Annotated in this window: 21 protein-coding genes; 9 read left to right on the top strand and 12 right to left on the bottom strand. The window is 57.0% G+C overall.

All coding sequences use genetic code 11. The features are described 5' to 3' along the window. Positions 1 to 57: 57 nt before the first annotated feature. The 4 genes from ACZ9W6_RS15930 to ACZ9W6_RS15915 form a co-directional block, all read right to left on the bottom strand. Positions 58 to 1,005: a D-2-hydroxyacid dehydrogenase family protein gene (locus ACZ9W6_RS15930; protein ID WP_465192162.1), complete on the bottom strand. Its 948-nt coding sequence runs from the start codon at positions 1,003 to 1,005 to the stop codon at positions 58 to 60. Between the two features lie 7 nt (positions 1,006 to 1,012). After that, a complete protein-coding gene (locus ACZ9W6_RS15925) occupies positions 1,013 to 2,002 on the bottom strand; it encodes a S66 family peptidase (RefSeq protein WP_465192161.1) in 990 nt (329 codons plus the stop codon). A 243-nt stretch (positions 2,003 to 2,245) separates the two neighbouring features. Further along, positions 2,246 to 3,214 (bottom strand): NAD-dependent epimerase, encoded by a 969-nt coding sequence (locus tag ACZ9W6_RS15920; protein ID WP_465192160.1) that lies wholly within the window; start codon positions 3,212 to 3,214, stop codon positions 2,246 to 2,248. Then, a complete protein-coding gene (locus ACZ9W6_RS15915) occupies positions 3,214 to 4,047 on the bottom strand; it encodes a glycosyltransferase family 2 protein (RefSeq protein WP_465192159.1) in 834 nt (277 codons plus the stop codon). The genes ACZ9W6_RS15920 and ACZ9W6_RS15915 overlap by 1 nt, the downstream gene beginning before the upstream one ends. Positions 4,048 to 4,485: 438 nt before the next feature. Between ACZ9W6_RS15915 and waaC the strand changes: the two genes are divergently transcribed. From waaC to ACZ9W6_RS15875, 8 genes are read left to right on the top strand one after another with little or no spacing between them, the layout of a single operon-like run. Next, entirely contained in the window at positions 4,486 to 5,442 is a 957-nt protein-coding gene (gene waaC / locus ACZ9W6_RS15910) for a lipopolysaccharide heptosyltransferase I (protein WP_465192158.1), read from the top strand. Then, positions 5,439 to 6,683, top strand: a complete 1,245-nt coding sequence (gene waaA / locus ACZ9W6_RS15905) for a lipid IV(A) 3-deoxy-D-manno-octulosonic acid transferase (protein ID WP_465192157.1) — start codon at positions 5,439 to 5,441, stop codon at positions 6,681 to 6,683. The genes waaC and waaA overlap by 4 nt, the downstream gene beginning before the upstream one ends. Positions 6,684 to 6,705: 22 nt before the next feature. Next, positions 6,706 to 8,115, top strand: a complete 1,410-nt coding sequence (locus tag ACZ9W6_RS15900) for a mannose-1-phosphate guanylyltransferase/mannose-6-phosphate isomerase (protein WP_465192156.1) — start codon at positions 6,706 to 6,708, stop codon at positions 8,113 to 8,115. Then, positions 8,102 to 8,896 carry an ABC transporter permease gene (locus tag ACZ9W6_RS15895; protein WP_465192155.1) on the top strand — a complete coding sequence of 265 codons (795 nt, stop codon included), beginning with the start codon at positions 8,102 to 8,104 and terminating at the stop codon, positions 8,894 to 8,896. The genes ACZ9W6_RS15900 and ACZ9W6_RS15895 overlap by 14 nt, the downstream gene beginning before the upstream one ends. Beyond that, entirely contained in the window at positions 8,896 to 10,128 is a 1,233-nt protein-coding gene (locus ACZ9W6_RS15890; protein WP_465192154.1) for an ABC transporter ATP-binding protein, read from the top strand. The genes ACZ9W6_RS15895 and ACZ9W6_RS15890 overlap by 1 nt, the downstream gene beginning before the upstream one ends. Beyond that, the gene (locus ACZ9W6_RS15885) at positions 10,128 to 11,453 is read left to right on the top strand and encodes a class I SAM-dependent methyltransferase (protein WP_465192153.1); all 1,326 of its coding nucleotides are present in this window, start codon (positions 10,128 to 10,130) and stop codon (positions 11,451 to 11,453) included. The genes ACZ9W6_RS15890 and ACZ9W6_RS15885 overlap by 1 nt, the downstream gene beginning before the upstream one ends. Positions 11,454 to 11,456: 3 nt before the next feature. Then, positions 11,457 to 12,482 carry a glycosyltransferase family 4 protein gene (locus tag ACZ9W6_RS15880; protein ID WP_465192152.1) on the top strand — a complete coding sequence of 342 codons (1,026 nt, stop codon included), beginning with the start codon at positions 11,457 to 11,459 and terminating at the stop codon, positions 12,480 to 12,482. A gap of 3 nt (positions 12,483 to 12,485) precedes the next feature. After that, on the top strand, positions 12,486 to 14,816 hold the full coding sequence (locus ACZ9W6_RS15875; RefSeq protein ID WP_465192151.1) for a glycosyltransferase family 4 protein: 2,331 nt from the start codon (positions 12,486 to 12,488) through the stop codon (positions 14,814 to 14,816). 86 nt (positions 14,817 to 14,902) lie between these two features. Here ACZ9W6_RS15875 and ACZ9W6_RS15870 read toward each other — a convergent pair whose 3' ends face one another. The 8 genes from ACZ9W6_RS15870 to ACZ9W6_RS15835 form a co-directional block, all read right to left on the bottom strand. Further along, positions 14,903 to 15,646 carry a glycosyltransferase family 2 protein gene (locus tag ACZ9W6_RS15870; RefSeq protein WP_465192150.1) on the bottom strand — a complete coding sequence of 248 codons (744 nt, stop codon included), beginning with the start codon at positions 15,644 to 15,646 and terminating at the stop codon, positions 14,903 to 14,905. 3 nt (positions 15,647 to 15,649) lie between these two features. Then, entirely contained in the window at positions 15,650 to 16,060 is a 411-nt protein-coding gene (locus ACZ9W6_RS15865) for an HAD family hydrolase (RefSeq protein WP_465192149.1), read from the bottom strand. Next, positions 16,053 to 17,516 (bottom strand): hypothetical protein, encoded by a 1,464-nt coding sequence (locus ACZ9W6_RS15860; RefSeq protein ID WP_465192148.1) that lies wholly within the window; start codon positions 17,514 to 17,516, stop codon positions 16,053 to 16,055. Before ACZ9W6_RS15860 ends, ACZ9W6_RS15865 begins: the two co-directional genes overlap by 8 nt. Beyond that, positions 17,506 to 18,381 (bottom strand): hypothetical protein, encoded by an 876-nt coding sequence (locus ACZ9W6_RS15855; RefSeq protein WP_465192147.1) that lies wholly within the window; start codon positions 18,379 to 18,381, stop codon positions 17,506 to 17,508. The genes ACZ9W6_RS15860 and ACZ9W6_RS15855 overlap by 11 nt, the downstream gene beginning before the upstream one ends. After that, positions 18,378 to 19,187: a glycosyltransferase family 2 protein gene (locus ACZ9W6_RS15850; protein ID WP_465192146.1), complete on the bottom strand. Its 810-nt coding sequence runs from the start codon at positions 19,185 to 19,187 to the stop codon at positions 18,378 to 18,380. The genes ACZ9W6_RS15855 and ACZ9W6_RS15850 overlap by 4 nt, the downstream gene beginning before the upstream one ends. Continuing rightward, a complete protein-coding gene (locus ACZ9W6_RS15845; protein ID WP_465192145.1) occupies positions 19,184 to 19,609 on the bottom strand; it encodes a GtrA family protein in 426 nt (141 codons plus the stop codon). Before ACZ9W6_RS15845 ends, ACZ9W6_RS15850 begins: the two co-directional genes overlap by 4 nt. Continuing rightward, positions 19,606 to 20,757, bottom strand: coding sequence for a hypothetical protein (locus tag ACZ9W6_RS15840; protein ID WP_465192144.1), 1,152 nt, complete (start codon positions 20,755 to 20,757; stop codon positions 19,606 to 19,608). The genes ACZ9W6_RS15845 and ACZ9W6_RS15840 overlap by 4 nt, the downstream gene beginning before the upstream one ends. Positions 20,758 to 21,280: 523 nt before the next feature. Beyond that, positions 21,281 to 21,982 (bottom strand): Crp/Fnr family transcriptional regulator, encoded by a 702-nt coding sequence (locus ACZ9W6_RS15835; RefSeq protein WP_465192203.1) that lies wholly within the window; start codon positions 21,980 to 21,982, stop codon positions 21,281 to 21,283. A 111-nt stretch (positions 21,983 to 22,093) separates the two neighbouring features. Here ACZ9W6_RS15835 and ACZ9W6_RS15830 point away from each other — a divergent pair, with 111 nt between their 5' ends. Then, the gene (locus tag ACZ9W6_RS15830; RefSeq protein ID WP_465192143.1) at positions 22,094 to 23,377 is read left to right on the top strand and encodes a FecR family protein; all 1,284 of its coding nucleotides are present in this window, start codon (positions 22,094 to 22,096) and stop codon (positions 23,375 to 23,377) included. Positions 23,378 to 23,413: the final 36 nt, after the last annotated feature.

Below are 23,413 nucleotides of genomic sequence, written 5' to 3'. Positions count from 1 at the left end.
TGTCATTCAATATACAAAAGAAATATCAGCATTTCTGGCCGACTTCGCTGCGCCACATCAAACCCCGCCGGTTTCCCGCGCCAGAAAAGCCGCCGCATTATCCAGCGCGGTCTGCACATAACCTTCCAGCCCCGCCTGTTCGGCATAGCCCAGATGGGGCGAACACAGCACATTCGGCAGCTGCAACAAGGGATGCGTCGCGTCATACAGCGGCTCGTGCTCGAAGACATCCAGCGCGGCAAAGCCTGGTCGGCCGGCCTGCAGCGCCGCCAGCAAGGCTCCCGGGGCCACCAGCTCGGCACGGCTGGTGTTGACGAACAAGGCGTCCGTTTTCATCAGCGCCAGATCCGCTGCGCTGATCTGCCCTTGCGTGGCCGGCACCAACCGCTGGTGTACGGTCAGGATGTCGGACTCGGCAAAAAACGCCTCGCGGCTGGCTGCCGCCTCGTAACCGGCGGCGCTGGCGGCCAACCTTGAGCCTTCGCTACCCCACACCAGCACCCGCATGCCGAAAGTCTGGCCAAACAGCGCCATGCGCTGGCCTATCTTGCCAAAACCGAGAATCCCCAAGGTGTGGCCATGCACGGCGCGACCGATGGTCGTCTGCCACTGCCCGCCATACAGGCCATTTACCGCCGGTACCAGGCACCGCCACGCCGCCATCAGCAGCAGCCAAGCCAGCTCGGCCGGAGCAATCGGGCTGCCACTGCCCTCCACCACCGCCACCCCATGCCGCGCACAGGCATCCACATCGATATGGCGCGCGATCTTGCCGGTCTGGCTCACGAGCTTGAGCTGCGGGCAGCGCGCCAGCAAGGCGTCGTCTATCTGTGTGCGTTCGCGCAGCAACAGCAGCGTATGCGCCTCGGCCAGCAGCGTATCTGCCTGCGGCTCGCGCGCCAGATCGCCGCACACCGCCAGCCGGTAACCGGCAGCCTCGGCGCGGGCGGCAAAACGTCGGCAAAAACCGCTGTAATCATCGGGAATCAACAACAAGGGTTTCATCGTGTTTTCACTCCATGTGCTGCAGCAAACTGGCAGTTCCGCCCTGCAGGCTCAAACGCGCTGATGCGCCGTTAAGCAGCGTCCATTGTGGCGGCACATGGCCGATATCGGCATCCAGCAGCACCGGGCACGCCAGCCCGGCCAATGCCCGCGCAATGGCTTCGTCGTAAGTCAGGTCAGCAGGGTTGGCCGCATCCGGCCCGCTGCTGCGCCCCAACACCAGCGCCGCCAAGCCGTCAAATACGCCCGCCAGCCCCATACCAGTGAGGGCGCGCAGCAGCTCGCAGGGCGGCATTTCGCAGTTTTCCAGATACAGGATGACCGCTTCGCGCTTGAATTCGTGCAAATCAAAATGCGGCGTGCCCACGAGGCGCGACAACGTGTCCAGACAACCGCCGATCAGCCGCCCTTCAGCGACAAAATCCTCACCATGCAGCGATCGCACCTTGCCGGCAAAGCGGCTGGCCTGATCATCCCAGCGCCAGTATTCGGCAAACGACTGTTGCGCGGGCGGTATGCCGTGCTGCAGGCCATGCCATAGCGCGGCCATTTCCTCGCGCCGCTCAGGCAGGCTCAAATCAAACAGATTGGGCGAATGCAATGTCGCCCAGCCGGCACGCAGCGTCAGCGGTACCGCGAGTGTCGACACATCGGAAAAGCCGCCAAACCATTTGGGCGGCAAAGTCGCCAGCCGCGGCCAATCGATGCCGGCCAGCAGTTCCATCGCCAGCTCGCCACCCCAGGGCGGCAAGATGGCCTTGATTTCGGGGTCAAACAGGAAGCGGTTCAGATCCGCCAGCCGTTCGGCGGCGCTGCCGCTGGCGTTTTTATGCTGCTGACGCAGGGTGGCTCCCTCGATCACGCGATAACCGGCATCGCGTAGCGCCTGCAAGGAGGCATCCAGACGGCCTTGCAGCACTTCGGGTACACCGGAGGACACCGCACAGACAGCAATCGCGTCACCGGGCTTTAACGGGGCAGGAAAACGGATAGTCATGGCAAGACCTGTGGCGTGATCGGGTCAGCCATTGCACCACAGTGCCCGAAAAATGACAAAACGTTGGCCGCAAGCCCTTTTGTGCTGCGCCCGACCTTCTCAAACAGCCCTGAATGGCTGGCCGGGCAGCCTCGCTGTGGATAAACCGTCCAGCATCAGCGCAATCCCGCAAAGACAAAATAAAAACGGCCAGCCGTGCAAAAACACGGCTGGCCGATTGCGCTTGTGGATAAGTCTCGCGGTTTATACGCCGTGATAAGCGCGATACCAATCGACAAAGGCCTGCATGCCGTCACGCAGCGGCGTATCCGGCGAAAAACCGGTGTCGGCACGCAGACGGGCGGTGTCAGCATAGGTAATCGGCACATCACCATCCTGCATCGGCAGGTATTGCTTCACCGCTTCCTTGCCGCAGGCCGCTTCAGTGGCCTGGATAAAGTCCATCAGCGCCACCGGATTGTGGTTGCCGATGTTGTAGACGGTAAAAGGCACCGCGCCGCTGGCGGGTTTGGCCATCACGCGCAACACACCTTCGACGATGTCGTCGATATAGGTGAAATCGCGCTGCATCTGGCCGTGATTGAACACCTTGATGGTGTCGCCTTTCAGAATCGCCTCGGTAAACAGCCACGGCGCCATGTCCGGGCGGCCCCACGGGCCATACACGGTAAAGAAGCGCAGGCCGGTGATCGGGAACTGATAGAGGTGGGCGTAGCTGTGCGCCATCACCTCGTTGGCTTTTTTGCTGGCCGCGTAAAAACTCACCGGCTCGTCAACACGGTCATCCTCGCTGAACGGCACTTTGGCGTTTTTGCCGTACACGCTGGACGAGCTGGCAAACACCAGATGCTGCACCGGATGGCGGCGGCAGGCTTCGAGGATATTGGTGTGGCCAACCAGATTGCTCTGCGCGTAGACATGCGGGTTTTCGATGCTGTAACGCACACCAGCCTGGGCAGCCAGATGAATCACGTAGTCCGGCTTTTCGGCAGCGAACAAGTTATTCAAAGCATCCCAGTCGGCAATGTCGAGCTTGTGAAAAGCAAAACCGTCGCGGCCTTGCAGGGTCGCCAAACGGTCGTGCTTGAGCGTCACCGCGTAGTAGTCGTTGAGGTTATCCACAGCGACCACGCTGACATTGCCGCGATCGAGCAGTTTTTCGCACACGGCACGGCCGATAAAACCGGCTGCACCGGTAACTAATACTTTCATCACGATTTTCCTGGCGATTTTTCCAAGCGGCGAAGCTCGTTCAGCTTCGCGTATTTGATGTAACTGTTAAAGCAGCCAATGCTGATGTGGACAAGTCCGGGCAAACCATCGCGAAAACCCTGACGCACCAGGTAAAACTTCACGAAACGCAGCAAGGGGCTCAACACCAGCTTGGCTATCCCCGCTTTTTTGCCTCTTTTCCACAGGGTTTCGGCTTGCAAAGTGGTGTAGCGGTTCTGTTTGGCCAGATACAGCGCGATGTCTTCACCCGATTCATGCATCAGATCGCCCTTGAGGGTGCCAATCTTTTCCGTGGTCTGCACATGCTCATGCACAACATCATCAGACCAGCGGGCACGACGACGATCAAACAGACGCAGATTGTAGTCCGGATAGCCTTCACCGAATTTCAGAAAGCGACCCATGAACTTGTTGCTGCGTGCCATCTGCCAGGCACCGCAGGCGGCCAACATTGCTTGATCATTCAGCAAGTTATTGATTTCAATACAAAGTTCTTCAGATAACCACTCGTCTGCATCCAGACACAACACCCAGTCATGACTGGCACTGCTGACTGCCAATTGCTTCTGCGGACCAAAACCTAACCAGTCCTGGTGGATAACTTTTGCCTTATAGGCAGAAGCTATTGCCAATGTCCTGTCTGTACTTCCCGAATCCATCACGATCACTTCGTCAGCAAAGCGACAACTTTGCAGACATTTTTCCAGCAATGCCTCGGCGTTTTTGGTGATCAGCACCACGCTCAGTGCTTGTCGCATTCTTTCTAGTACTTTCGATTTATAAAAAGATAAGGATAGTTGAAGGCAAGCCACGTCTGTGGATAAGCACTTTTTTCTTTTTTTTTACAGTGATTTAGCTTGATTCAAAAACTGTCATTGCCTGCAGGGAGCCTGCGTGGGCAGCTTGTGGATAAGTTTGACGCTTCTGCAAACATCGGTGTTATGCACAGTTTGCCCGCTGCTGTCGTTCATGTCCGGCAAAATGTCGAAACAGTGCTTCATCCTGCTTTCCCTGTTTACCGTTTATAAATTAGATAAAGAAGATATAGTCGGCAAAAAACTGTGGATAATCACTATTATTCCATCATTTTCAGTAGCTTAGCTTGTTTGCGAGCACAGGTTTAACCCTGTCTGCACGGACAGGATAGCTTGTGGATAAATCTGGCAGTTTTGTCCACAAGCCAGTTATCCACATTCCGGTGGACCGGATTTTACTTGGTTAACCACAGCCCTGCCCGTAAAATCCGGCGCATGAAAAACATCCTGTTGTTGCGCATGTCGTCGATGGGCGACCTTATCCATACCTGGCCGGCGGTCAGTGATCTGGCACGGCATTACCCGGATGCCAGGCTGGTGTGGGTGTGCGAAGAATCGTTTCTGGATATCCCTGCCATGCATCCCTTTGTGCACCAGATTGTGCCGATAGCCTGGCGAAGATGGCGCAAGTCTTTGTTTTCAAACAAGACAAGACAGGAGATGTCAGCGTTTTTCCAGACTTTGCGTGCAACAAAATGGGATCTGGTGATTGACCCGCAGGGCCTGTTCAAGTCGGCCATTCCGGGCAAGCTGGCCGGTGGCAAACTGGTTGGCCAGGCCTGGGGACACAGCCGTGATCCGCTTGCCAGCCTGTTTTATGATGTGAAGTTGCCTATTGGCCGTGGCCTGACCGCGATCGAGCGCAACCGGCAGATCTTTGCCGCCGCCTGCGGCTATACGCTGCAACAGCCGCCGCATTACGGCGTGCGCTGTGGACAAAGGCTGGCATGGTTGCCGTCCGGCCCGTATGCCGTATTGATGCACGCTACCAGCCGGGTAGAAAAGGAATGGCCGGAAGCCAGCTGGATTGCGCTGGCCCGACATCTGGCTGCCAAAGGCATCGTGGCTGTCTATCCATGGGGCAATGCTACCGAACAGCAACGCGCGCAAAGGTTGGCCACAGCCGTGCCCGGCAGCGTGGTCGCGCCGCGCCTCACGTTGGCTGAAGCCGCCGCGCTGGTCGGTCATGCTGCAGTCGGCATTGGCCTTGATACCGGCCTGACCCATCTGGCCAATGCTTTTGCGATTCCGCTAGTGGCCATCTTTACCGACAGCAACCCGCGTATGGTCGGCATGTTAGGCGGCAACAATGTGGCGGATTGTGGTGATATTGGGGTGATTCCTGCTACTTATGAAGTGCTTGCTGCGGTCGACAAGGTGTTGGCCGCATGAGTATTGCCCGCAGCCTTTACAATGCAGCCTGGTGGCTGGCGACACCCCTGATTCGGCGCTACTTGCGCAAGCGGGCGCGCAAGGCGCCGGCTTACCTCGAACACTGGGACGAGCGCTTTGCCATTGATCTGCCCGCGCGTGGTGAAGGCCAGCTGATCTGGCTGCATGCGGTATCGGTAGGCGAGACGCGCGCGGCACAGCCGCTGATTGCGCTGTTGCGCGAGCGTTATCCACAGGCGCGCTGGCTGATTACCCAGATGACGCCGACCGGCCGTGATACGGCGCGCCAGTTATACCCGTTTGCCGAGATCCGTTACCTGCCCTACGACCGTGCTGATTACATGCAGCGTTTTGTCGCGGCGATGCGGCCAACATTCGGCATCCTGATGGAAACCGAGCTGTGGCCCAATCTCATGCATGCCTGCCGGACACAGCAGATCCCGCTGTTTTTGTGCAATGCCCGGCTGTCGGAAAAATCCTTGCGCGGCTATCGCCGCATCCTGCCCTTGATTCGCCCGGCCATGCAGGCGTTGACGGCAGTGGCGGCGCAAAGCGAGGACGATGCACAGCGTCTGGCGCAACTGGGGGCCAGCAATATCACCGTCTGCGGCAATACCAAGTACGACATCAGCTCGCCACCGGCGCAACTGGCGCTGGGCCAGCAGTTCAAGCAGCGCATTGGCGATAGGCCGGTGCTGGTTTGTGCGAGTACCCGCGAAGGGGAAGAAGCGCTGATCCTGGATGCCTGGCTTCAGGCAGAGGTTGGCCGCAGCCTGCTGGTGATCGTGCCGCGTCATCCGGAACGGTTTGTTGCAGTCGCACACTCGGCAACAGAAAAAGGCTTTTCCGTACAATGCCGTAGTGATAATTTGCCGCTTTTACCTGACACCCAAGTGTGGATAGGCGATAGCATGGGCGAGCTGTTTGCCTATTATGCAGCGGCTGATGTGGCCTTTATTGGTGGCTCGCTGCTGGACTTCGGTTCGCAGAACCTGATCGAGCCGGCCAGCGCCGGTGTACCAGTGTTGCTGGGCCCATCCACCTATAATTTTGCCGAGGCGGCAAAACTGGCGATCAAGGCTGGCGTAGCCGTGCAGATTGCCCACGCAGATGAGCTGGTAGCCACAGCCCTGCGTCTGTTGTCGCAGGCGGCCGAGCGTGAAGCGATTGCCCGGGCTGCACGACAATTTACCCGATTACATCAGGGAGCCAGTCAGCGTTGTCTGGCTTTGCTCCCTTAGCAAAACAAACCAGGATTCAAACATGATTATTCCGGTCATCCTGTCCGGTGGTGCCGGCACGCGACTGTGGCCTGCTTCCCGTAAAGCTTACCCCAAGCCGTTTCTGGATTTTGACGGCAGTGGCAGTCTGTTGCAGAAAACCTGGCAGCGTGTCGCTACCCTGGCTGACAGCCAGCTGCCACTGATCATCACCAACCGCGATTACTACTTCCAGTCGCGCGAGCAGCTCAAACAGATCGACGGCAAGGCCGATTTCCTGCTGGAGCCGGTTGGCCGCAATACCGCGCCGGCAATTCTGGCGGCCGCCCACTATGTAAAAGAGCGTTATGGCAGCGAGGCAGTGATGCTGGTGGTGGCGGCAGATCACCTGATTCACGATCAGGCCGGTTTTGCCCGCTCGGCGACGGCGGCCGCTAACCTCGCGGCACAAGGCAAGCTGGTGACTTTCGGTATCAAGCCGCAATTCGCCCATACCGGTTTTGGTTATATCCAGGCAGGCACTGCCATTGATGGCAGCGAAGGCTGCCATCTGGTGAGCTCCTTCCACGAAAAACCGGATCTGGCCAAGGCCGAGCGCATGCTGGCCGAAGGTGGCTACTACTGGAACAGCGGCATGTTCTGCTGCACGGCTGGCCAGATGCTGGCCGAATTCACCGAACACGCCAGCCATGTTGCCGACGCGGTACAGCATTGCTGGGATATTTCGCGTGCCGATAACGAGCACTGGCAGATGTTTGCCCTCGGCAAGGACAGCTTTGCAGCTTGCCCGGATATTTCGGTCGATTACGCTGTGGTCGAGAAAAGCGCCAATGTGGCGATGGTCAGCGCCGACTTTGACTGGAGCGATATCGGCTCCTGGGATGCAGTGGCGGCGCTGGGCGAGCAGGCTGCACCAGATAATCTGATCAATATCGATTCGCAGGATTGCTATTTCCAGACCGGTAAACGCGTGGTGGCGGCGATTGGTCTGGACAATCTGGTGGTGGTGGACACGCCGGATGCACTGCTGATTTCGCGCAAGGATCGTGCGCAGGATGTGAAAAAAGTCGTTGACCGGCTCAAGGCAGAAGGCAGCGTGCTGCATGAAGTCCACAACACCATGTACCGCCCCTGGGGTAGCTACACCGTGCTGGAAGAAGCCGCCGGCTACAAGATCAAGCGTATCGAGGTGAAGCCGGGCCAGTCGCTGTCCTTGCAGATGCATCATCATCGTAGCGAGCACTGGATCGTGGTATCCGGCATGGCCAAGGTGGTCAATGGCGACAAGGAATTCCTGCTCGGCCCTAACGAGTCGACGTATATCCCGGCCGGTCATGTTCACCGCCTGTCCAACCCCGGCGTGATCGATCTGGCGATTATCGAAGTGCAGAGCGGCCAGTATCTGGAAGAGGACGATATCGTCCGTTTCGAGGATCACTATGGCCGTCAGTAGTCTGCGCGAGCTGTGGCGCTATCGCGGTTTCATCCGCGCCAGCGTCCAGCGTGAGGTACAGCTCAAATACAAGGATTCGGTGCTGGGCTTGTGGTGGCTGGTGGGCTCGCCGCTGGTGATGATCCTGATCTACACGCTGGTGTTTTCGCGCATCATGCACTCGCGCCTGCCGGGTATGGAGATGGCCTATGCCTACAGCGTCTATCTTTGTGCCGGTTTGCTGCAGTGGAACCTGTTTGCCGAGGTCGTTGGCCGCACCCAGAGTTTTGTAGTGGATAATGCCAATCTGATCAAGAAAGCCAGCTTTCCGGTGATTTCCTTGCCGGTAATCGCCTCGCTGGGCAGCCTCGTCAATTTCGGCATTATCTATGGCCTGTTTGCCTTGTTCATGCTGAGTCAGGGCTTGCTCAGCCTGCAGCTCTTGCTGGTGTATCCGCTGGTATTGGCCGTGCTGGTGGCAATGGCTTTTGCTGCCGGCATCATCCTTGCCGTATTCAATGTGTTCTTCCGTGATATCGGTCAGCTGGTGCCGCTGAGCCTGCAACTGCTGTTCTGGGCCACACCAATTGTCTACCCGGCCAGCATCCTGCCGGAAGCCGCCAAAAGCTGGCTGTCGTGGTTGCCGCTGTACAACTTGATGACACTCAGCCATCAGCTGCATCTGGGCATCGCTTATTCCCTGCAGCTTTTGCTGTATCCATTGGCCCTGACTGGCGTCCTCGCCGTGATGGCCATGGCTGTTTACCGCCGCCTGTACGGCGACATGCTGGATGAAATCTGATGGGAACGATCAAGGTTAGCGGGCTGGGCAAGCACTTCAAGATTTACCCGCGCCGCATTGCCCGTCTGAAAGAATGGCTGGGCCTGCAAAAGCAGACCTACCAGCAAAAATGGATCTTGCGCGATCTGGATTTCGAGATCCGTGCCGGTGAAACTATCGGCATCATCGGCCGCAATGGCGCTGGCAAGAGTACCCTGCTGAAAATGCTGACCGGCACCTTGCTGCCCAGCACCGGCAGTATCGAAAAAGCCGGCCGCCTGTCGGCACTGCTCGAGCTGGGCATGGGTTTTCATCCGGACTTTACCGGCCGGCAAAACGCCTATATGTCTGGCCAGATGATGGGGCTGACACGGGACGAGATCAGCGCGATCATGCCCGATATCCTTGCTTTTGCTGAAATCGGCGATGCCATCGACCAGCCGGTGCGAACCTACTCCAGTGGCATGCAGGTCAGGCTGGCTTTCAGTCTGGCCACGGCGGTCAGACCTGAGATCCTGATCGTTGACGAGGCACTGGCGGTAGGCGATGCCTACTTCCAGCACAAATGCTTCAAGCGTATCCGCGACTTCAAGCAGCAAGGCGTGACCCTGCTGTTTGTCTCGCATGATCCGCTGGCGATCAAATCGCTGTGCGAGCGCGCCATCCTGCTGGAAAAAGGCCGCATGGTGATGGATGACACCCCGGACAAGGTGCTTGATTACTACAACGCGCTGATTGCTCTGGACGAAGCCGCTGCCGACGAGCATGACCAGTTGATTGCCAGCGGGGCGCAAACCCGTTCCGGCAATGGCAAGGCGAGCTTACAGACGATAGAGCTGTATTCCGCGGCCAAGGTAGCTACCCGCTTGCTGCGAACCGGTGATGCAGTACAGATTGCGATTCGCTACCAGGTAAACGAGGCGTTGCCGGATGGCCTGACTCTGGGTTTTCTGATTCGCGACCGGCTGGGTAACGAGATTTATGGCACCAATACCTTTCACAAGGCCTGCCAGCTACCTTCGTTACCGGGTATGCATGAAACCCGTATCGAGATACCGGCTCTGCCATTGGGAGCGGGCAGTTACAATGTGTCATTCGCCTTGCACAGCGAGTTCAATCATATAGACAACAACTACGACTGGTGGGATCAGGCACTGACTTTCGAAATGGTCAAACCTGACAAAGAGATTTTCAGTGGCGTGGTGGATATTCCCTGCCAGTTTCTCCTGCCGGCAAGCGAGGACGCAGCCTGATGGCGCAGATTGATGATTTGGTAAAACGTGTACGTGCGAATGCTGCCAGTGGTGCAGCAAACACGGAAACAGCCGGCGACAGTGCCGGCTATTTCGATTATCGCGTGCTGTTTCTGGAAGAGGACAGCAAGTTTGTTGCAGCTTGCTATCGCAGGATTCTTGGGCGTGAAGCGGATGAGCAAGGCGCTGCCATCTACCGCGATGTGATGGTGCATAGCGGCAAGCTGGCAGTGATTATTCCGCTGCTGTTTTCCGATGAACGACGTAGCCGTTTTCCACATTGGCAGTACAGCCCGCTGCTGACAGTTTGTCGTCGCGCATTGCAAGTTGGCAAAATGCTGGAAAAACGTGGCATCAAGATTGGAGTTGGCCGTTTGCTGAGATTATTGGCTAACTATCTTGAAAGAGATTTTGCCATTATTCGGCAGATTGTCGTGGCGCAGGAAATACAGAGCCGCAAGTTACGGGCAGAAATACAGGCAGCAAATGGCAAGCTGCAAACGGTTTATGAACTGAAAAAACAGCAGGTGCAGTTACATGCCCAAGGCGATCACCTTGCCGGGCAATTGGCTGAATTGCAAAACGCGGCACTTGATCAGAAAGTACCTGCCTGGCAGCCTGCACCACAGGCTGAATACAGTACTGACATCCTGCCGGAAGAGGCTGCTCTCGACAGCTATTACAAGGCATTCGAAGATGCCAATCGTGGCACGCTGGCCGAAATTCGCACCAAACAGGAGCAATACCTCCCTTTCCTGGCAAAACTGAAAGCGGAAATCGCGGCCAAAGCAGCCATCGATATCGGGTGTGGACGGGGTGAATGGTTACATTTGCTGGCAGAGCAGCATTTCCAGGCGGTCGGCGTGGACATGAATGCCACCATGGTGGCTTATTGTCGTGAACAGCAACTGGTCGCAGTCCAGCAGGATGCCCTGCAATACCTGAAGCTGCAGGCCGATGACAGCGTGGCGCTGATTTCGGGGTTCCATATTATCGAGCATCTGCCATTTGCTGTGCTGTATGGCATTGTCGAACAGGCAGCACGCGTGTTGGCCAAGGGCGGCATGGTGATTTTCGAAACGCCTAACCCCGAGAATGTGCTGGTAGGCAGTCATACTTTTTACCACGACTTCTCGCACCGCAATCCGGTCACGCCGTCGGCGATCAGCTTCCTGTTCCGTTATCACGGTTTCAGCGATATCCACATCGAGAGACTGAATCCGTATCCGGAAAATGCCCGTGTTCCGGGGCACGACCCGCTGACCGAACGCGTCAACGGTCACTTCTGCGGCCCGCAGGACTTTGCCATCATTGCGCGCAAATAAGCCATGAACATCATTGTTGCAGCCAACATTACCCCTTTTCTGCGGGGCGGTGCCGACTTCCACATCAACGGCCTTGCCGCGGCGTTACGCGAGCATGGCCATGATGTTGACCTGATCCGTCTGCCTTTTTTCTTTCATCCGCTGTCCGCCATTAGCGAACAGATGGACTACTGCGCCAAACTGGATCTGTCGCGGCCAAACGGCCAGAGTGTCGACAAACTGATCAGCCTGCAATTTCCGGCCTTTGCCATCCGTCATCCGGATCACATTGCCTGGGTAATGCATCAGCACCGCGCCGTGTACGAGCTGTATGACGAGCAGCAGGCTGATGATGAGTTGCGTGCCTTGCGCGAGCGTATTACCGCCTACGATAACGACAGCTTTGCCAGGTGCCAGCAGGTTTTTGCCAATTCGCAGCGTGTTGCCGACCGCTTGTACCAGTTCAATCAGGTCAGTGCCACACCGCTTTATCACCCGCCTGCCGGTGCCGAGCGTTTTTATTGTGCCGAAGCGCTGCCTTACATCTTTTGCCCGAGCCGTTTCGAAACGCTCAAGCGTCAGCAATTGTTGCTTGAAGCGATGGCCCGCATGCCGTCGCCGCCGAATGTGGTCTTCAGCGGTATCGGCGGTACGCTAGAGCACTGCCGACAGTTGGCCGCAGACTATGGTCTGGCTGACAAGGTGCGTTTTCTCGGCCATGTCAGCGAAGAAGAGAAATACGCGTTTTATGCCCATGCCAGCGCGGTATTTTTTGCGCCATTTGACGAGGACTACGGCTATATCACGCTCGAGGCCATGCTATCCGGCAAGCCGGTGCTGACTTGTCAGGATGCTGGCGGGCCACTGGAGTTTGTCCGGCATGGCGAAACCGGCTGGGTATGCACGCCGGACGCTGCTGAAATTGCCGACACGCTGGCCTGGATTGCGGCCAACTCTGCTCAGGTGCGTGATATGGGGCAGGCGGCATGCCAGTCGATTGCCGACAAGGACATCAGCTGGCAGCAAGTCGTCGCCAGCCTGCTGGGATAAGCCATGAAACTTGCCATCATCGCTCCCAGCCCGGTGCCATTCGTCATCGGTGGCGCGGAAAACCTTTGGTCAGGTCTGCTGGCTGCGTTCAACCGTATCGACGGTATCCAGGCTGACCTGATCAAGCTGCCAAGTCCGGAGCGTAATGCTGTCGAGATCATTGCCAGTTACCAGCAATTTTCACAGCTGGATCTGAGTCATTTCGACCAGGTCATCAGCACCAAATACCCGGCGTGGATGATCGATCACCCCAATCATGTGGTGTACGTACAGCACAAATTGCGTGGCCTGTACGACACCTATCCAGCCGGTTTGCCTACTGACTGGCAGCAGGATTGCCCCTTGCCAGCGGAATTGCAGCGCTTGCTGTTGCTGGACAAACCGGGGCGCGACATCCTGCCTGAGCTGTTTGGTAGCCTGCAACAATGGCTGGCGGCCAACCCTGAGCATCCGGCCATGCAATTGCCCGGCCCCTTGCTGCGAGCCATCGTGCACCAGCTGGATCGCATTGCGCTGGCCCCGGGCAGGATTGCGCGTTATCTGGCGATTTCCGAGACGGTGAAACAGCGCGCGGATTACTTCCCGCCGGATGTGCCGGTCGAGGTTATCCACCACCCGACCAGCTTGGCGACACGCGGGCCATTGGCCGGTGAGGCGATATTCACCGCCAGCAGGCTGGACGGTGCCAAACGTATCGATCTGCTGATCAAGGCCTATCAGCAGGCTGGTCTGGAGATACCTTTTCATATCGCCGGCAGTGGTCCGGCCGAAGCCGAACTCAAGGCACTGGCGGCCACGAGCCCCGGCATCCGTTTTCTGGGCCGCATCAGCGAGGAAGCGTTGATCGACGAATATCGTCGTGCGTTGTTTGTGCCCTTTGTGCCGTATCAGGAAGACTATGGCCTGATCACGCTGGAGGCGATGCAGTCTGGCAAGCCGGTGGTGACGGTCAGTGACGCCGGTGGCGTCAACGAACTGGTCGAACACGGTGTTACCGGCCGGGTCGTCACGCCGGATGTCGCGAGTCTTGCTGCCGTTTTTGCCGAATATGCGGCCAACACTGCACTGGCGCAGGCAGACGGCGAGCGGGCGATGCCGGCGGTCGCGCATATCGACTGGCAGCAGACGGCGCAGCAATTGTTGAACCGGCCTGTGCGTCGTCGCAAGGTAGTCGTGGCCAACACCTTCCCGATCTATCCACCGCAAAGTGGCGGCCAGCTGCGCATGTACCATCTGTATCGACAGCTGTCGCAGTATGCCGACGTGACGGTGGTCAGCCTCTGTCATGACCGCCAGATGGTGGAGAGTCGTCAGCTTGCTGAGCACTTCAGCGAGGTACTGGTGCCGCGCAGTGCCGCCTTGCTGGAGTTTGATGCCTGGCTGGAAAACGAGCTGGGTGTGTCGGCGGGTGATCTGTCAGTCTCGCAAATGCCCGAACTGGTACCGGAGTTCATTGGTGCACTGCATGAGGCCGGCAAGGATGCGGATGTGGCTGTTGCCTCGCATTGCTATGGCTTTACGGCCTTGCAGCAGGCCATCAGCTGCCCGCTCTGGTATGACGCACACAATGTCGAATATGCACTGAAAGCCGCGATGTATCCGGCTGACAGCCCTTGGCTGGATGCAGTATTCCGGCTAGAGCGCGACTGCGCGCGTGAGGCCGCGCAGGTTTTTGCCTGCAGTGGTGAGGACGCCGACCGTTTGCAGCAGCTATATGGTGTCGAGCCTGCACGTCTGAATATTGCGGCCAACGGTGTCGATATTGCCGGCGCGCCTTACACCAGTCAGCAGGAGCGGAAACAAAAGCAGGCTGCCATCGGTATGAGCCGGCCTGCTCTGTTGTTCATGGGCAGCCTCCACCAGCCGAATATCGAAGCGGCGCTGCTGATGCGCGAGATGGCTGTACAGTATCCGCAATGGGATTTCCTGTTGATGGGTACTGTCTGCCATGTCCCGGAGTTGCAGGATGGCCCTGCCAATCTGGCCTTGCTGGGTCTTGTCAGCGAAGCTGAGAAACAGCAATGGCTCACCTGTGTCGATATCGGTCTGAATCCTATGCTTGGCGGTTCCGGCACCAATCTGAAGATCCTCGAATACGCGGCCTGCGGGGTGCCTGTGGTCAGCACCCGCTTTGGTGCGCGGGGTGGCATTCTGCTGGAAGACGCGCATCTGTGGGCGGCCGAGCCATCAGGGTTGGCCGCCAAGGTCGCCGAGGTGTTGGCGCTGGATGCCGATGCACGCGAACAACGTTGCCTCGCGGCACGGCAGCGCGTGACAGAGACGGTTGACTGGAGTGTAATTGCCGGTCGATTTGCCGTTTGCCTACCTGTCTAGTTATGGCAATTGGTAATTAAAAACACGGTTTTCCCCTTGAGGGAAAACCGTGTTTTTTTTGCAGCAGCATTGATGTGTGCATCGTCCTACAAGCTGACTGGGGCGCGTGCCAGAAACTGTTGCAACTCGACGGGTGTACCCAGAACATGGATATCGCTGGCAGCCAGCTCGCTGATGGCGACTTTGCCACCATCGGCCAGTAACTGACGGTACAGCGGTGCGATGTAGCGTTCACCACGGACCAGGTTGGCCGCATCGGCAAAAAAACGGCGGTAGGCCTGATCATACAACTCGCCACTGCGGAACCAGTACAGGCCGATGGAAGCGTGGTCTGAAATTCGCTGTTTTTCGGCCAGATCGGTTGCCCAGCCGTCATGGCCGGTTTTGACAAAGCTCCAGTGCTCGCCTGGTACATCAAAGCACGGCACCCAGCCGTCGGCACCGGCGCGGATCATTGCCGGCCGCAAGGCTGCTGGCTGGACAAAGGTGTCGATGTTGTAGATCAGCAGCGGCTGTTGTGGCAGCCACAATTCACGTGACAACCAGGCACTGCTGGCCTGGCCATCACTGAGGGTATCCAGCTCCAGAATGTGCACATCGTGAAGTCCCAGCTCGTGGCAACGTTCACGCACATAAGGGCCGGAACGGTTTTCGGCCAGGCAGACGAAAATCACGCGGCTGCCTTCGTCCAGAAAATGACGCAGCGAGAGCATCGACCACTCGAACAGGCTGCGCCCATGGGCTTCGATCTGGTATTTCGGCACGGTATAACCGGCGTCGAAAAAGCGCGAACCACGTCCGGCCATGGTGATGACGATATTGCCCGGCATGCTTTACTCCTGCCCTAGTAGTTGATGGATTTCTGACTCGGACAGACGCAGGAACTCGTCCGGGCGAATGGCGCGATCGTCAATATAAAACCCCTTGTTGCGTGGCCAGGGTTTGCCGAACAGTAACTCGTCGTAGGGCACATCCCATCGGGCCAGCCAATCCAGCAGGACGGGAGCGGTATGTTTGTTGATCAGGCCGAGATTGCCGCTGTGGGTATGCATATTGCGGGCAGTGAACAGCAGAATGCGGTAACCGCGAGCCTGGTACTCGCGGAGTCTGGCCAGCATGTCATGGCGTGGTTGCAGTTCGGCATAGCTTTGGCCAGGCTGGCGGATATCGCATAGGGTGCCATCTATATCTACAACCAGCATCGCGTCTTGTCTTGTGTCGTCCGGCAGTGGGAAGTCAGTCAAATTCAACCTCGTCGAGGATTTGTGCGGCTTTCAGCAGGAAGGCCGTGATCTTGTTGGGGTGGTCGCCATGCAATGGCAGCATGGACAGGAAGAGCGAGGCTTCGCCCAGGCGCATGATGCGCAGGTCAACGCCACTGGCGATAACTTGCCGGCGGAACAGTGCCTTTAATCCATCATGACGATAAGCCGCCAATTGCAATTGCAAACGGTTTTGTCCGTCGAGCAACAACTGATACTGGCCATTATTGATGAAGTCATAATCACCGAGTGCGCTGTGCGACAGTTTGCACAGGTCGTACAGCGGATGTGTCCACAGGCTGCTCTCATCCAGTGCACCCTTGGGATCTATCAGTTTCAGCAAGTAACGTTGCGGGTCATACAACACATTGGAAAAACACGGGTCGCCGTGACCAATGACCAGATAATCAAGAGCAAAAGCTTTTTCATGGCGTGCATACAAACGCAAGTAACGCGCCAGCTGCTGTTGCAGATCCAGTGCGGGATCGCTGCCGGCTACCAGCCGGTTGATCTGGCGACCGCTGTCGCTGGCCAGAAAAGCGGCAACACGAGCCTCGACTTTTTCGACAAACAGCGTCCGTGCCATGGCTGAAACTTCACTGCGCGACTGGTTCTGGCGTGGCCGTTCGGCCAGAAAGAACAGCATGCGATCAACAAAGGCGGCAAAGCTGTCTTCGTCAAATGCTGCATGCACCCATTGCAGGGCGGTGTCGGCAAGGTAATAACGCAACATGCGATAGCTGGCGGTATTGCCCTCGTCGCGAAAGTCGAAAGGCTGTACCAGCCAGGGTCGCAAACGCTCGGGCACCAGTTCGTAGAACGCATATTCAGCCTGTATCTTTTGCTTATCCGCTGACCGTTTGGTGTAGTAGTAGTCGTCAATCTGCACTTCATTGAAGTGGCGGGTTGCTGTGGCGCCACTATTGAATGACAGGAAATCGCGAATCCTGCCCAGGTCGAGCACGGATAAAGACTGCAGGCGCTGGCTGCCTTGCCAGGCCTGCGGCCAACGGTGTAGCGGGCTTGCAGTAAAAGCCGGCCACTGGCTGACCAACTGGTGTGCATTTTTCAGATAGACCAGCAAGGGCTGATAAAGCCGGTCGGTAAAGTCTTCATTTGCATACGGCAGGCGGGCAATCAGTTGCCCCAAGCGTTCGGTATGGCTGAAGCCGGCCCGACCGGCAATCACGCAGATTGCGCAGTCTTCCGGGCTGGCCAGCAAGCGGGCATGCAAGGCGTTGATATCGTCTGTGTTTCGCAGATGCAGCAAGCTGTTTTTTGCCCATTGCGGCAGTGCCTGGAGAAAATGCTGATGCAAGGCTTGGCGTCGGTAAATGATGTCGCCGTAGCGGCGTTTGCCGACCATCTGCGCCACTTCGTCACTGACGATTTCGCGATCATCCAGCACCAGGATCAATCGATTCGGATCATGCACCATGATGAGCTTTCTGCAAGTTGTGGCTGCGCACCTGTCTGCTCAGCAAGATGCTGACCATGCATAGCAGCCCCAATGCCAGTAGTTGATACTGGCCAAAAGCGGGGACATACTGTCCGGCCAGTGGCAGGCTGGCCAGCAGGCTATCCAGGAATAATGAAGAGAATTCGCCACCAGGGTTGGCCGCATGACGCAGGAACAGGCCCAGTGCAGTGATTTCAGCAGTCCAGATCAGCATGGTCAGCAGCAGAAAACCGCCGATACGGCCATCCAGCGACTGGCGTAGCGCACGTTCCAGCAGCAGGAGGGCATGGCTGGCCCGCAGCAGGTAAAAACCATGTTTGCTGTGGCTACCCAGTACCAGATAGCGGTTCAGGTAATGGCACAGGCGGCTTAGTGACAACAGCGTAAACAGGCTGAACATGCTGATGCTGACAAACAGCAGCAAAACAGCATGCAGGGCCGGCGGTAGCGGAAAGTCGAACAGGTAAAGGCCGAGGATGATGATGCTCAACACCATCAAGTCGCCCAGTCGTTCTGCCAGCCAGACGGCCACAGCCTTTTGCCGGTTGGGTAATACTCTGAAAAAAGCCAGCAAACGCAGGATCTCACCCAGTTTGAACGGCAGAAAACTGCTGGGGAAGGCGGTCAATGCATGGGCGGCAGCCATCGGCCACAGGCTGTTACGCTGGTCCAGCGTCAGCAAGCCCAGTCGCAGCATGCGCAGTAAATGTGCGGCAAGATAGACCAGCATTACCAGTACAAAGTCTGGTAGTGCCGACAAGCCGACCAGCTCCGGCCACGCATGCCACAACCAGCCGCCAAACAGCATGATCAGTGCAATAGTCAAAGAGTGATGATGACTCATCGTGCTTTGCCGGTTTGCTGATGAAGGATCTTCCCGCTGTAACTGTCAAAACGTATGCCTCGCAGCTCGCTGGTCAGAAAGCGGCCGCGTTGAGTGGCATAGCCAGCCAGCAGGCGCAAAACCTTGAACGCCTGGCGGAACAGCCTGACATTGGATACTTGGTCTTCTTCGCGCCAGCTGATCGGGAAAAACCGTACACGCTGGCGACGGTGATAGCTGCCCAGCAGCATCACATAGTTGAAGGTCAGATCGTCCGGGAAGGTCTTGTAATAGAACTCTCTCAGGCTGGTAACGCGATACAGGTTGAGGCCGGAACCCAGGTCGTAAATGCGTCGGCCGGCAACCAGCGAGAACAGGCTGTTGTAGACACGGTTACCTACCGTGCGAAGCAGCGAGTAGCCCTGCAAACGGCTGCCAGGCATGAAACGCGCACCAAGCAGGCAGTCGGCATCCTGATACGCGGCAGCCTGCAGCTGCGGTAGCAGATCGCGGATATCAGCCTGGTCATCACCGTGCAGTACTACCAGATAATCAAAATCGTGTTCGACGGCATAGCGGATCGCCGCCTTGTGCGAGCCGCCAAGCCCATAATTGTCGTTGTTTTGCCAAGCGAGGAAATGACTGCGGTGCAGATATCGCTCACCCGCAGCAATCGCGGCTGCGAGCGTGTTATCCGGAGAACGGTTGTCTACTACCAGCACGGTATCGATCCACGACTGGATAGCATCATCGAACTGGGCTAATACGCGGCCGATTTGTGCTTCACAACGATAGGCGGGGATGAAAACCAGGATTTTCGGTTTCAATTTGATTGAGCTCCATTCGGTGCCCGCATGCTTCCGGTCAGCCAGTGCATGAAGGCGTAATTGCTGAGCAGATTCAGCGGTGTGGCCAGTATCTTGGCCGTAACGGCAGCTGGTATCAGGTTGCCACTCAAGTCTTGCAGCCACAGGTTGCTTGTCAGGCTGTTGATCAGCAGGGAGTAAAGGCTGATGGATAGCGCCTGGTAAGCCCAGTACGCCAGCAGATAGCCTGACAGGCCGTATTGGCCGCGCTCGAAAACGCGATTGAGTGCCAGCAGCCAGACATAGCTGACACCAAGAAAGGATGAGACCAAGTTGGCCGCAACAGCGGGCGTACTGAGTGCTTGAGTCAGCCAGGTATAAGCCAGCATATCCAGCAGCCATCCACCTCCTGATACCAGGGCAAAACCGAGAAACCGTTTCATCGCATTGAGCCGGCGTTTGTCTGCCAGCTGTCCAAGTTGAATAGCCCCAGACGGGTGCCCGGCAAATCACCACCATGCATCGGAATGAAAGGAATGCGCCGTGGGGGATCGAAAGCCTCAGTATGGGTTTCCGGGCGGAATAGTTTCTGTACGCGACCATTCGCTTGCATGCTCATGCCCAATACCGGCCATGCCCAGTTCCAGCGATAGCGGTAGGCGGTAGGTTGGCCTGTTGCGGCCAGACGGGTGGCAACCTGTTGCGGGTCCAGCAATGGCGAGGCGGATGTGGCCTGGACGGTTTGTACCGCTTCACTGAATTGTTGCCAGTAGCGATTATTGGCCAGTTGCCAGATGGATGCAGCGGCCAGACCAACAAACAATGCCAGCCAGAGCTTGCGTAGCAGCATGGTCTGTGGACGAGGGCCATACAGTTGCCACAATACGCCCAATACAAGCCACAGGCTGCCTCCGAACGTAATCAGGAAACGGTAGCTATACTCGCGGCTCGGGTCGGCAAGTTCGGGTTTACGCCACAAGGCAAGGCTGCTGTACAGCAGGAAAATGGCAAGAATGCTAAACAGCAAGACCGCAGTCCGTACGGGCCAGCCCTCTTTTTCGCTGTTGAACTGCCACAGTCCCGCAGCCAATAGCAGTCCGATGAACAGCACACTGAGGCGGGTGTTGCCTTGCCATAACTCGGCAGGATCAGCCAGCGTCAGCAACTGCAGAAAGGCATCAGTCTGTGCGGCGACAGGATGACTCGCTTGCCAGTAAAACACGAAGGCTGCCTGTGCCAGTCCGACGATCGCGATCATTAACCGGTGTGGTGGCCAGCCTCGTTGCCAGCCAGCCAGCACTGCGGCTCCTGCCAGACCGCCCCCCCACAAAGCCATGCTCTCATGGGAGCGGAACAGGATGGCTGCGGTGAATGTTATCAATAGATAGTCGCGCCACTGTAAACGCAAATCCAGCAGCAGGTAGTGCAGTAACAGCCAGCATAGTGGCAGGGCCAGCAGCGCCTGGTTGAGGATGAACATTTCTGATGGAATGGCACAGCTCACCATGCCGGCCAGCGCTGGTAATGTCAGTCGGTAGTCGGCGGCACGTTGCGCCAGCCACAGGCAAAGCAGATAGACGAATGGTGGCATCAGGAACAGTCCTGCGCCAAACAGGCTGCGCAGCAGCGGTATATCAGTTATGCCAGACTGCAACGCCAATGCTGCCGGCAGTTGGTTCACCATATTCGCCATTAGCCGGATATGTTTGCCATCATCGGCCAATGGCCAGCCTTGGCTGTCTGCGAGCAAGGCAACAAAAAAATTGGCACCATCAGCATATAGTGCCCGGTCAATCGCAATGGCTTCCAGCAGATAGCCGCTATATAGCATTATGGCCAGCAACCCGGCCGGCCATAATGATAGACGTACAAATTTGTTATGAACTAGCAAAGGTTATCCATGGAAATCTGACAATTTTATGAAATAAAAAAGCATGGTTGTGCGTATTTATTTGAATTGAATTGTACAAAAATTCATGGGTAATTTGAATGGCATTCTTGGCTTTTCAGACGGGTGTCACCGCAAGGCAGGCAAGCCTGGAGACTCAAAGCAGAAGGCTGTATGAGGGTGCTACTTTGGCAAAGAAAAGTATGCTGGTGCGTCTACCAAGACATCAATTCCCGGCAGGTTTGACTTCGCTGTTCTGAATCAGCCGGTTCATTTCTTCGGGTTGCACGATGCGCAGGTCACGGCCTTTTTTCTCGATCAGGCCTTGCTCGACCAACGCATTGATGACGCGGGATACCGATTCGCGGGTCGTGTTGGCCATTGCGGCCAACTCTTGCTGAGTCGGCAAGCGGGTGATAATCAGGTTGTTCTTGCTGCCATCGGGTTTGGAGTAGCTGAGCAGTAATGCGGCCACGCGGCGTTGCACATTATTGATCGACAGAATCACCCGTTGGCGGTTGTTGGCGCGGATGACTGAGGCAAACTGCTGCAATAACTGGCTGGCAACTTGAGGCGCACGCATCAGCAATTGCTCGAAGTCTTGCCGCGGCAGATAGCCGACGATGGAATTATCCATGGCTTTGACGGAAGCCGCGCGCGGCAGGCCATCAATTGCGGAGATTTCGCCAAACGACGCGCCAGGTTTGATGATGTGCAGGCCGATCTCATTGCCATCCTGGGTCAAATCGGTGACGACCAGCTGCCCTTGCAGCAGGAACATCAAATCGCAACTAGCCTCATTTTTGTTCAGGACGACGCCGCCCTTTGCAAATTCACGCAAGTGGCATTTGCCCGAGAGCCAGGTCAGGTTGTCGCTATCCAGTTTGGCGAACAGGCTGACAGTGGAAAGAAGGTTGGCATTGATCATGCGGCGTAATGTGATGGTTGTTACACTTTCCGTCAAGCTAGGCGGTTGCGGCGGCAGAAAATCAATACAATTAAGCTGTTATTGCTCACTCCCCGCTGCGGAAATCTTGACATGAAATCCCGTTCCCCGATCCGTCTTTCCCTCATGGCACTGGGCTTGCTGTTTGCCAGTACCGGCGTGCTGGCTGGCGATCAGGCGGCAGAGGTTGTGTTTGCCATCGGCAATGTCAAAATCAGCCAGAATGGCCAATTGCGTCCCTTGCAGCGTGGTGACAAGGTGTTTGCCGGCGACGAATTGCTGACAGGCAATAACGGCCATATCCATCTCAAGACAGTCGATGCCGGTTTTGTCAGCGTGCGGCCAACGTCCCGCTTGCTGATTCATCAGTACCACTACTCCGCGCAGAATCCGAAAGAAAACGCGATCCGTTTCGAGCTGAAATCCGGCGTGGTGCGCAGTGTGACGGGCAAGGGCGGCGAAATGGCCAAGGACAAGTTCCGCCTCAGCACCCCGGTGGCGGCCATCGGCATTCGCGGCACCGACTTCACGGTGTACACCAGTAATAACGAAACCCGCGTTGCCGTGCGCAGCGGCGGCGTGGCGGTGTCGCCGTTCACCGCCAGTTGCGTGGCCGCGGCACTCGGCCCTTGCAGTGGCAGCTCGGTGGCTGATTTATATGCCGGCAACAACAGCGCCTTGCTGCAGGTGCGCAGTCATGACAACAAGCCGATGCTGAGGCAGGACAAGACCGGCACCTTGCTGCCCGAGTCCATCGCCCCGGCTTTGCCGGAAGAGCAGCAGTCGCTTGAAGGCAAGGTCAGCAAGACATCCAGTGTCGATTATCAGGATGTTTTGCAAAAAACCGTACAAGGTGTGGATAACAAGCTTTTGCAACAGCAGAATCCGGGCAAGAAGCTGGCGCAACTCGAGTGGGGGCGTTGGGCGGATAAATTGCAAGATGGCAGTGCTGATCGTCTGATGCTGGCGCAAGGTCTGCAAGATACCTTGTATCGAACTGGCGGAGAGATGGCATTGCCTGAACGTGGTCGGTTTGAGTTCAAACTGAATGCTGCCAACGCGGTATTACAGAGCCAGGACTCGGCGCAGGCTGGTACGCTGACAGTCAGTCAGGCGAGGTTGAGTATCGATTTTGCCAGCAAAGAATTTTCAACTGCCTTGCAAGTCCAAGGTGGGGGGCTGGTACAAGCGGCACAGCTTGGCGCGACAGGTGGGATCAGTGCTGATGGCAAGCTGGATGCCTTGCAGTACTGGAATGGCAACACCATGACCTTGAGTGGCGCCTTGTCCGGTGATGGCAAGCAAGCCGGTTACGTTTTCCAGCAGAAATTGCCAGATGGCAATCAAATCTCCGGCGCCACCAGCTGGCAGCGCTGATGCGGCCAACGTGCTAAGGTAGCGGCATTCCTTATT

Source organism: Vogesella lacus (genome assembly GCF_979366295.1).
The sequence above is the reverse complement of the archived record's forward strand: the minus strand, read 5'-3'. Positions and strand labels throughout refer to the sequence as shown.

Coding starts and splice junctions, on each gene's coding strand:
- waaC (WP_465192158.1), top strand. CDS start 4,486: ATGAAAAACATCCTGTTGTTGCGCATGTCGTCGATGGGCGACCTTATC.
- ACZ9W6_RS15920 (WP_465192160.1), bottom strand. CDS start 3,214: ATGAAAGTATTAGTTACCGGTGCAGCCGGTTTTATCGGCCGTGCCGTG.
- ACZ9W6_RS15900 (WP_465192156.1), top strand. CDS start 6,706: ATGATTATTCCGGTCATCCTGTCCGGTGGTGCCGGCACGCGACTGTGG.
- ACZ9W6_RS15830 (WP_465192143.1), top strand. CDS start 22,094: ATGAAATCCCGTTCCCCGATCCGTCTTTCCCTCATGGCACTGGGCTTG.
- ACZ9W6_RS15875 (WP_465192151.1), top strand. CDS start 12,486: ATGAAACTTGCCATCATCGCTCCCAGCCCGGTGCCATTCGTCATCGGT.
- ACZ9W6_RS15835 (WP_465192203.1), bottom strand. CDS start 21,982: ATGATCAATGCCAACCTTCTTTCCACTGTCAGCCTGTTCGCCAAACTG.
- ACZ9W6_RS15870 (WP_465192150.1), bottom strand. CDS start 15,646: ATGCCGGGCAATATCGTCATCACCATGGCCGGACGTGGTTCGCGCTTT.
- ACZ9W6_RS15855 (WP_465192147.1), bottom strand. CDS start 18,381: ATGAGTCATCATCACTCTTTGACTATTGCACTGATCATGCTGTTTGGC.
- ACZ9W6_RS15860 (WP_465192148.1), bottom strand. CDS start 17,516: ATGGTGCATGATCCGAATCGATTGATCCTGGTGCTGGATGATCGCGAA.
- ACZ9W6_RS15890 (WP_465192154.1), top strand. CDS start 8,896: ATGGGAACGATCAAGGTTAGCGGGCTGGGCAAGCACTTCAAGATTTAC.
- ACZ9W6_RS15930 (WP_465192162.1), bottom strand. CDS start 1,005: ATGAAACCCTTGTTGTTGATTCCCGATGATTACAGCGGTTTTTGCCGA.
- ACZ9W6_RS15925 (WP_465192161.1), bottom strand. CDS start 2,002: ATGACTATCCGTTTTCCTGCCCCGTTAAAGCCCGGTGACGCGATTGCT.
- ACZ9W6_RS15845 (WP_465192145.1), bottom strand. CDS start 19,609: ATGAAACGGTTTCTCGGTTTTGCCCTGGTATCAGGAGGTGGATGGCTG.
- ACZ9W6_RS15880 (WP_465192152.1), top strand. CDS start 11,457: ATGAACATCATTGTTGCAGCCAACATTACCCCTTTTCTGCGGGGCGGT.
- ACZ9W6_RS15840 (WP_465192144.1), bottom strand. CDS start 20,757: ATGCCACCATTCGTCTATCTGCTTTGCCTGTGGCTGGCGCAACGTGCC.
- ACZ9W6_RS15895 (WP_465192155.1), top strand. CDS start 8,102: ATGGCCGTCAGTAGTCTGCGCGAGCTGTGGCGCTATCGCGGTTTCATC.
- ACZ9W6_RS15885 (WP_465192153.1), top strand. CDS start 10,128: ATGGCGCAGATTGATGATTTGGTAAAACGTGTACGTGCGAATGCTGCC.
- waaA (WP_465192157.1), top strand. CDS start 5,439: ATGAGTATTGCCCGCAGCCTTTACAATGCAGCCTGGTGGCTGGCGACA.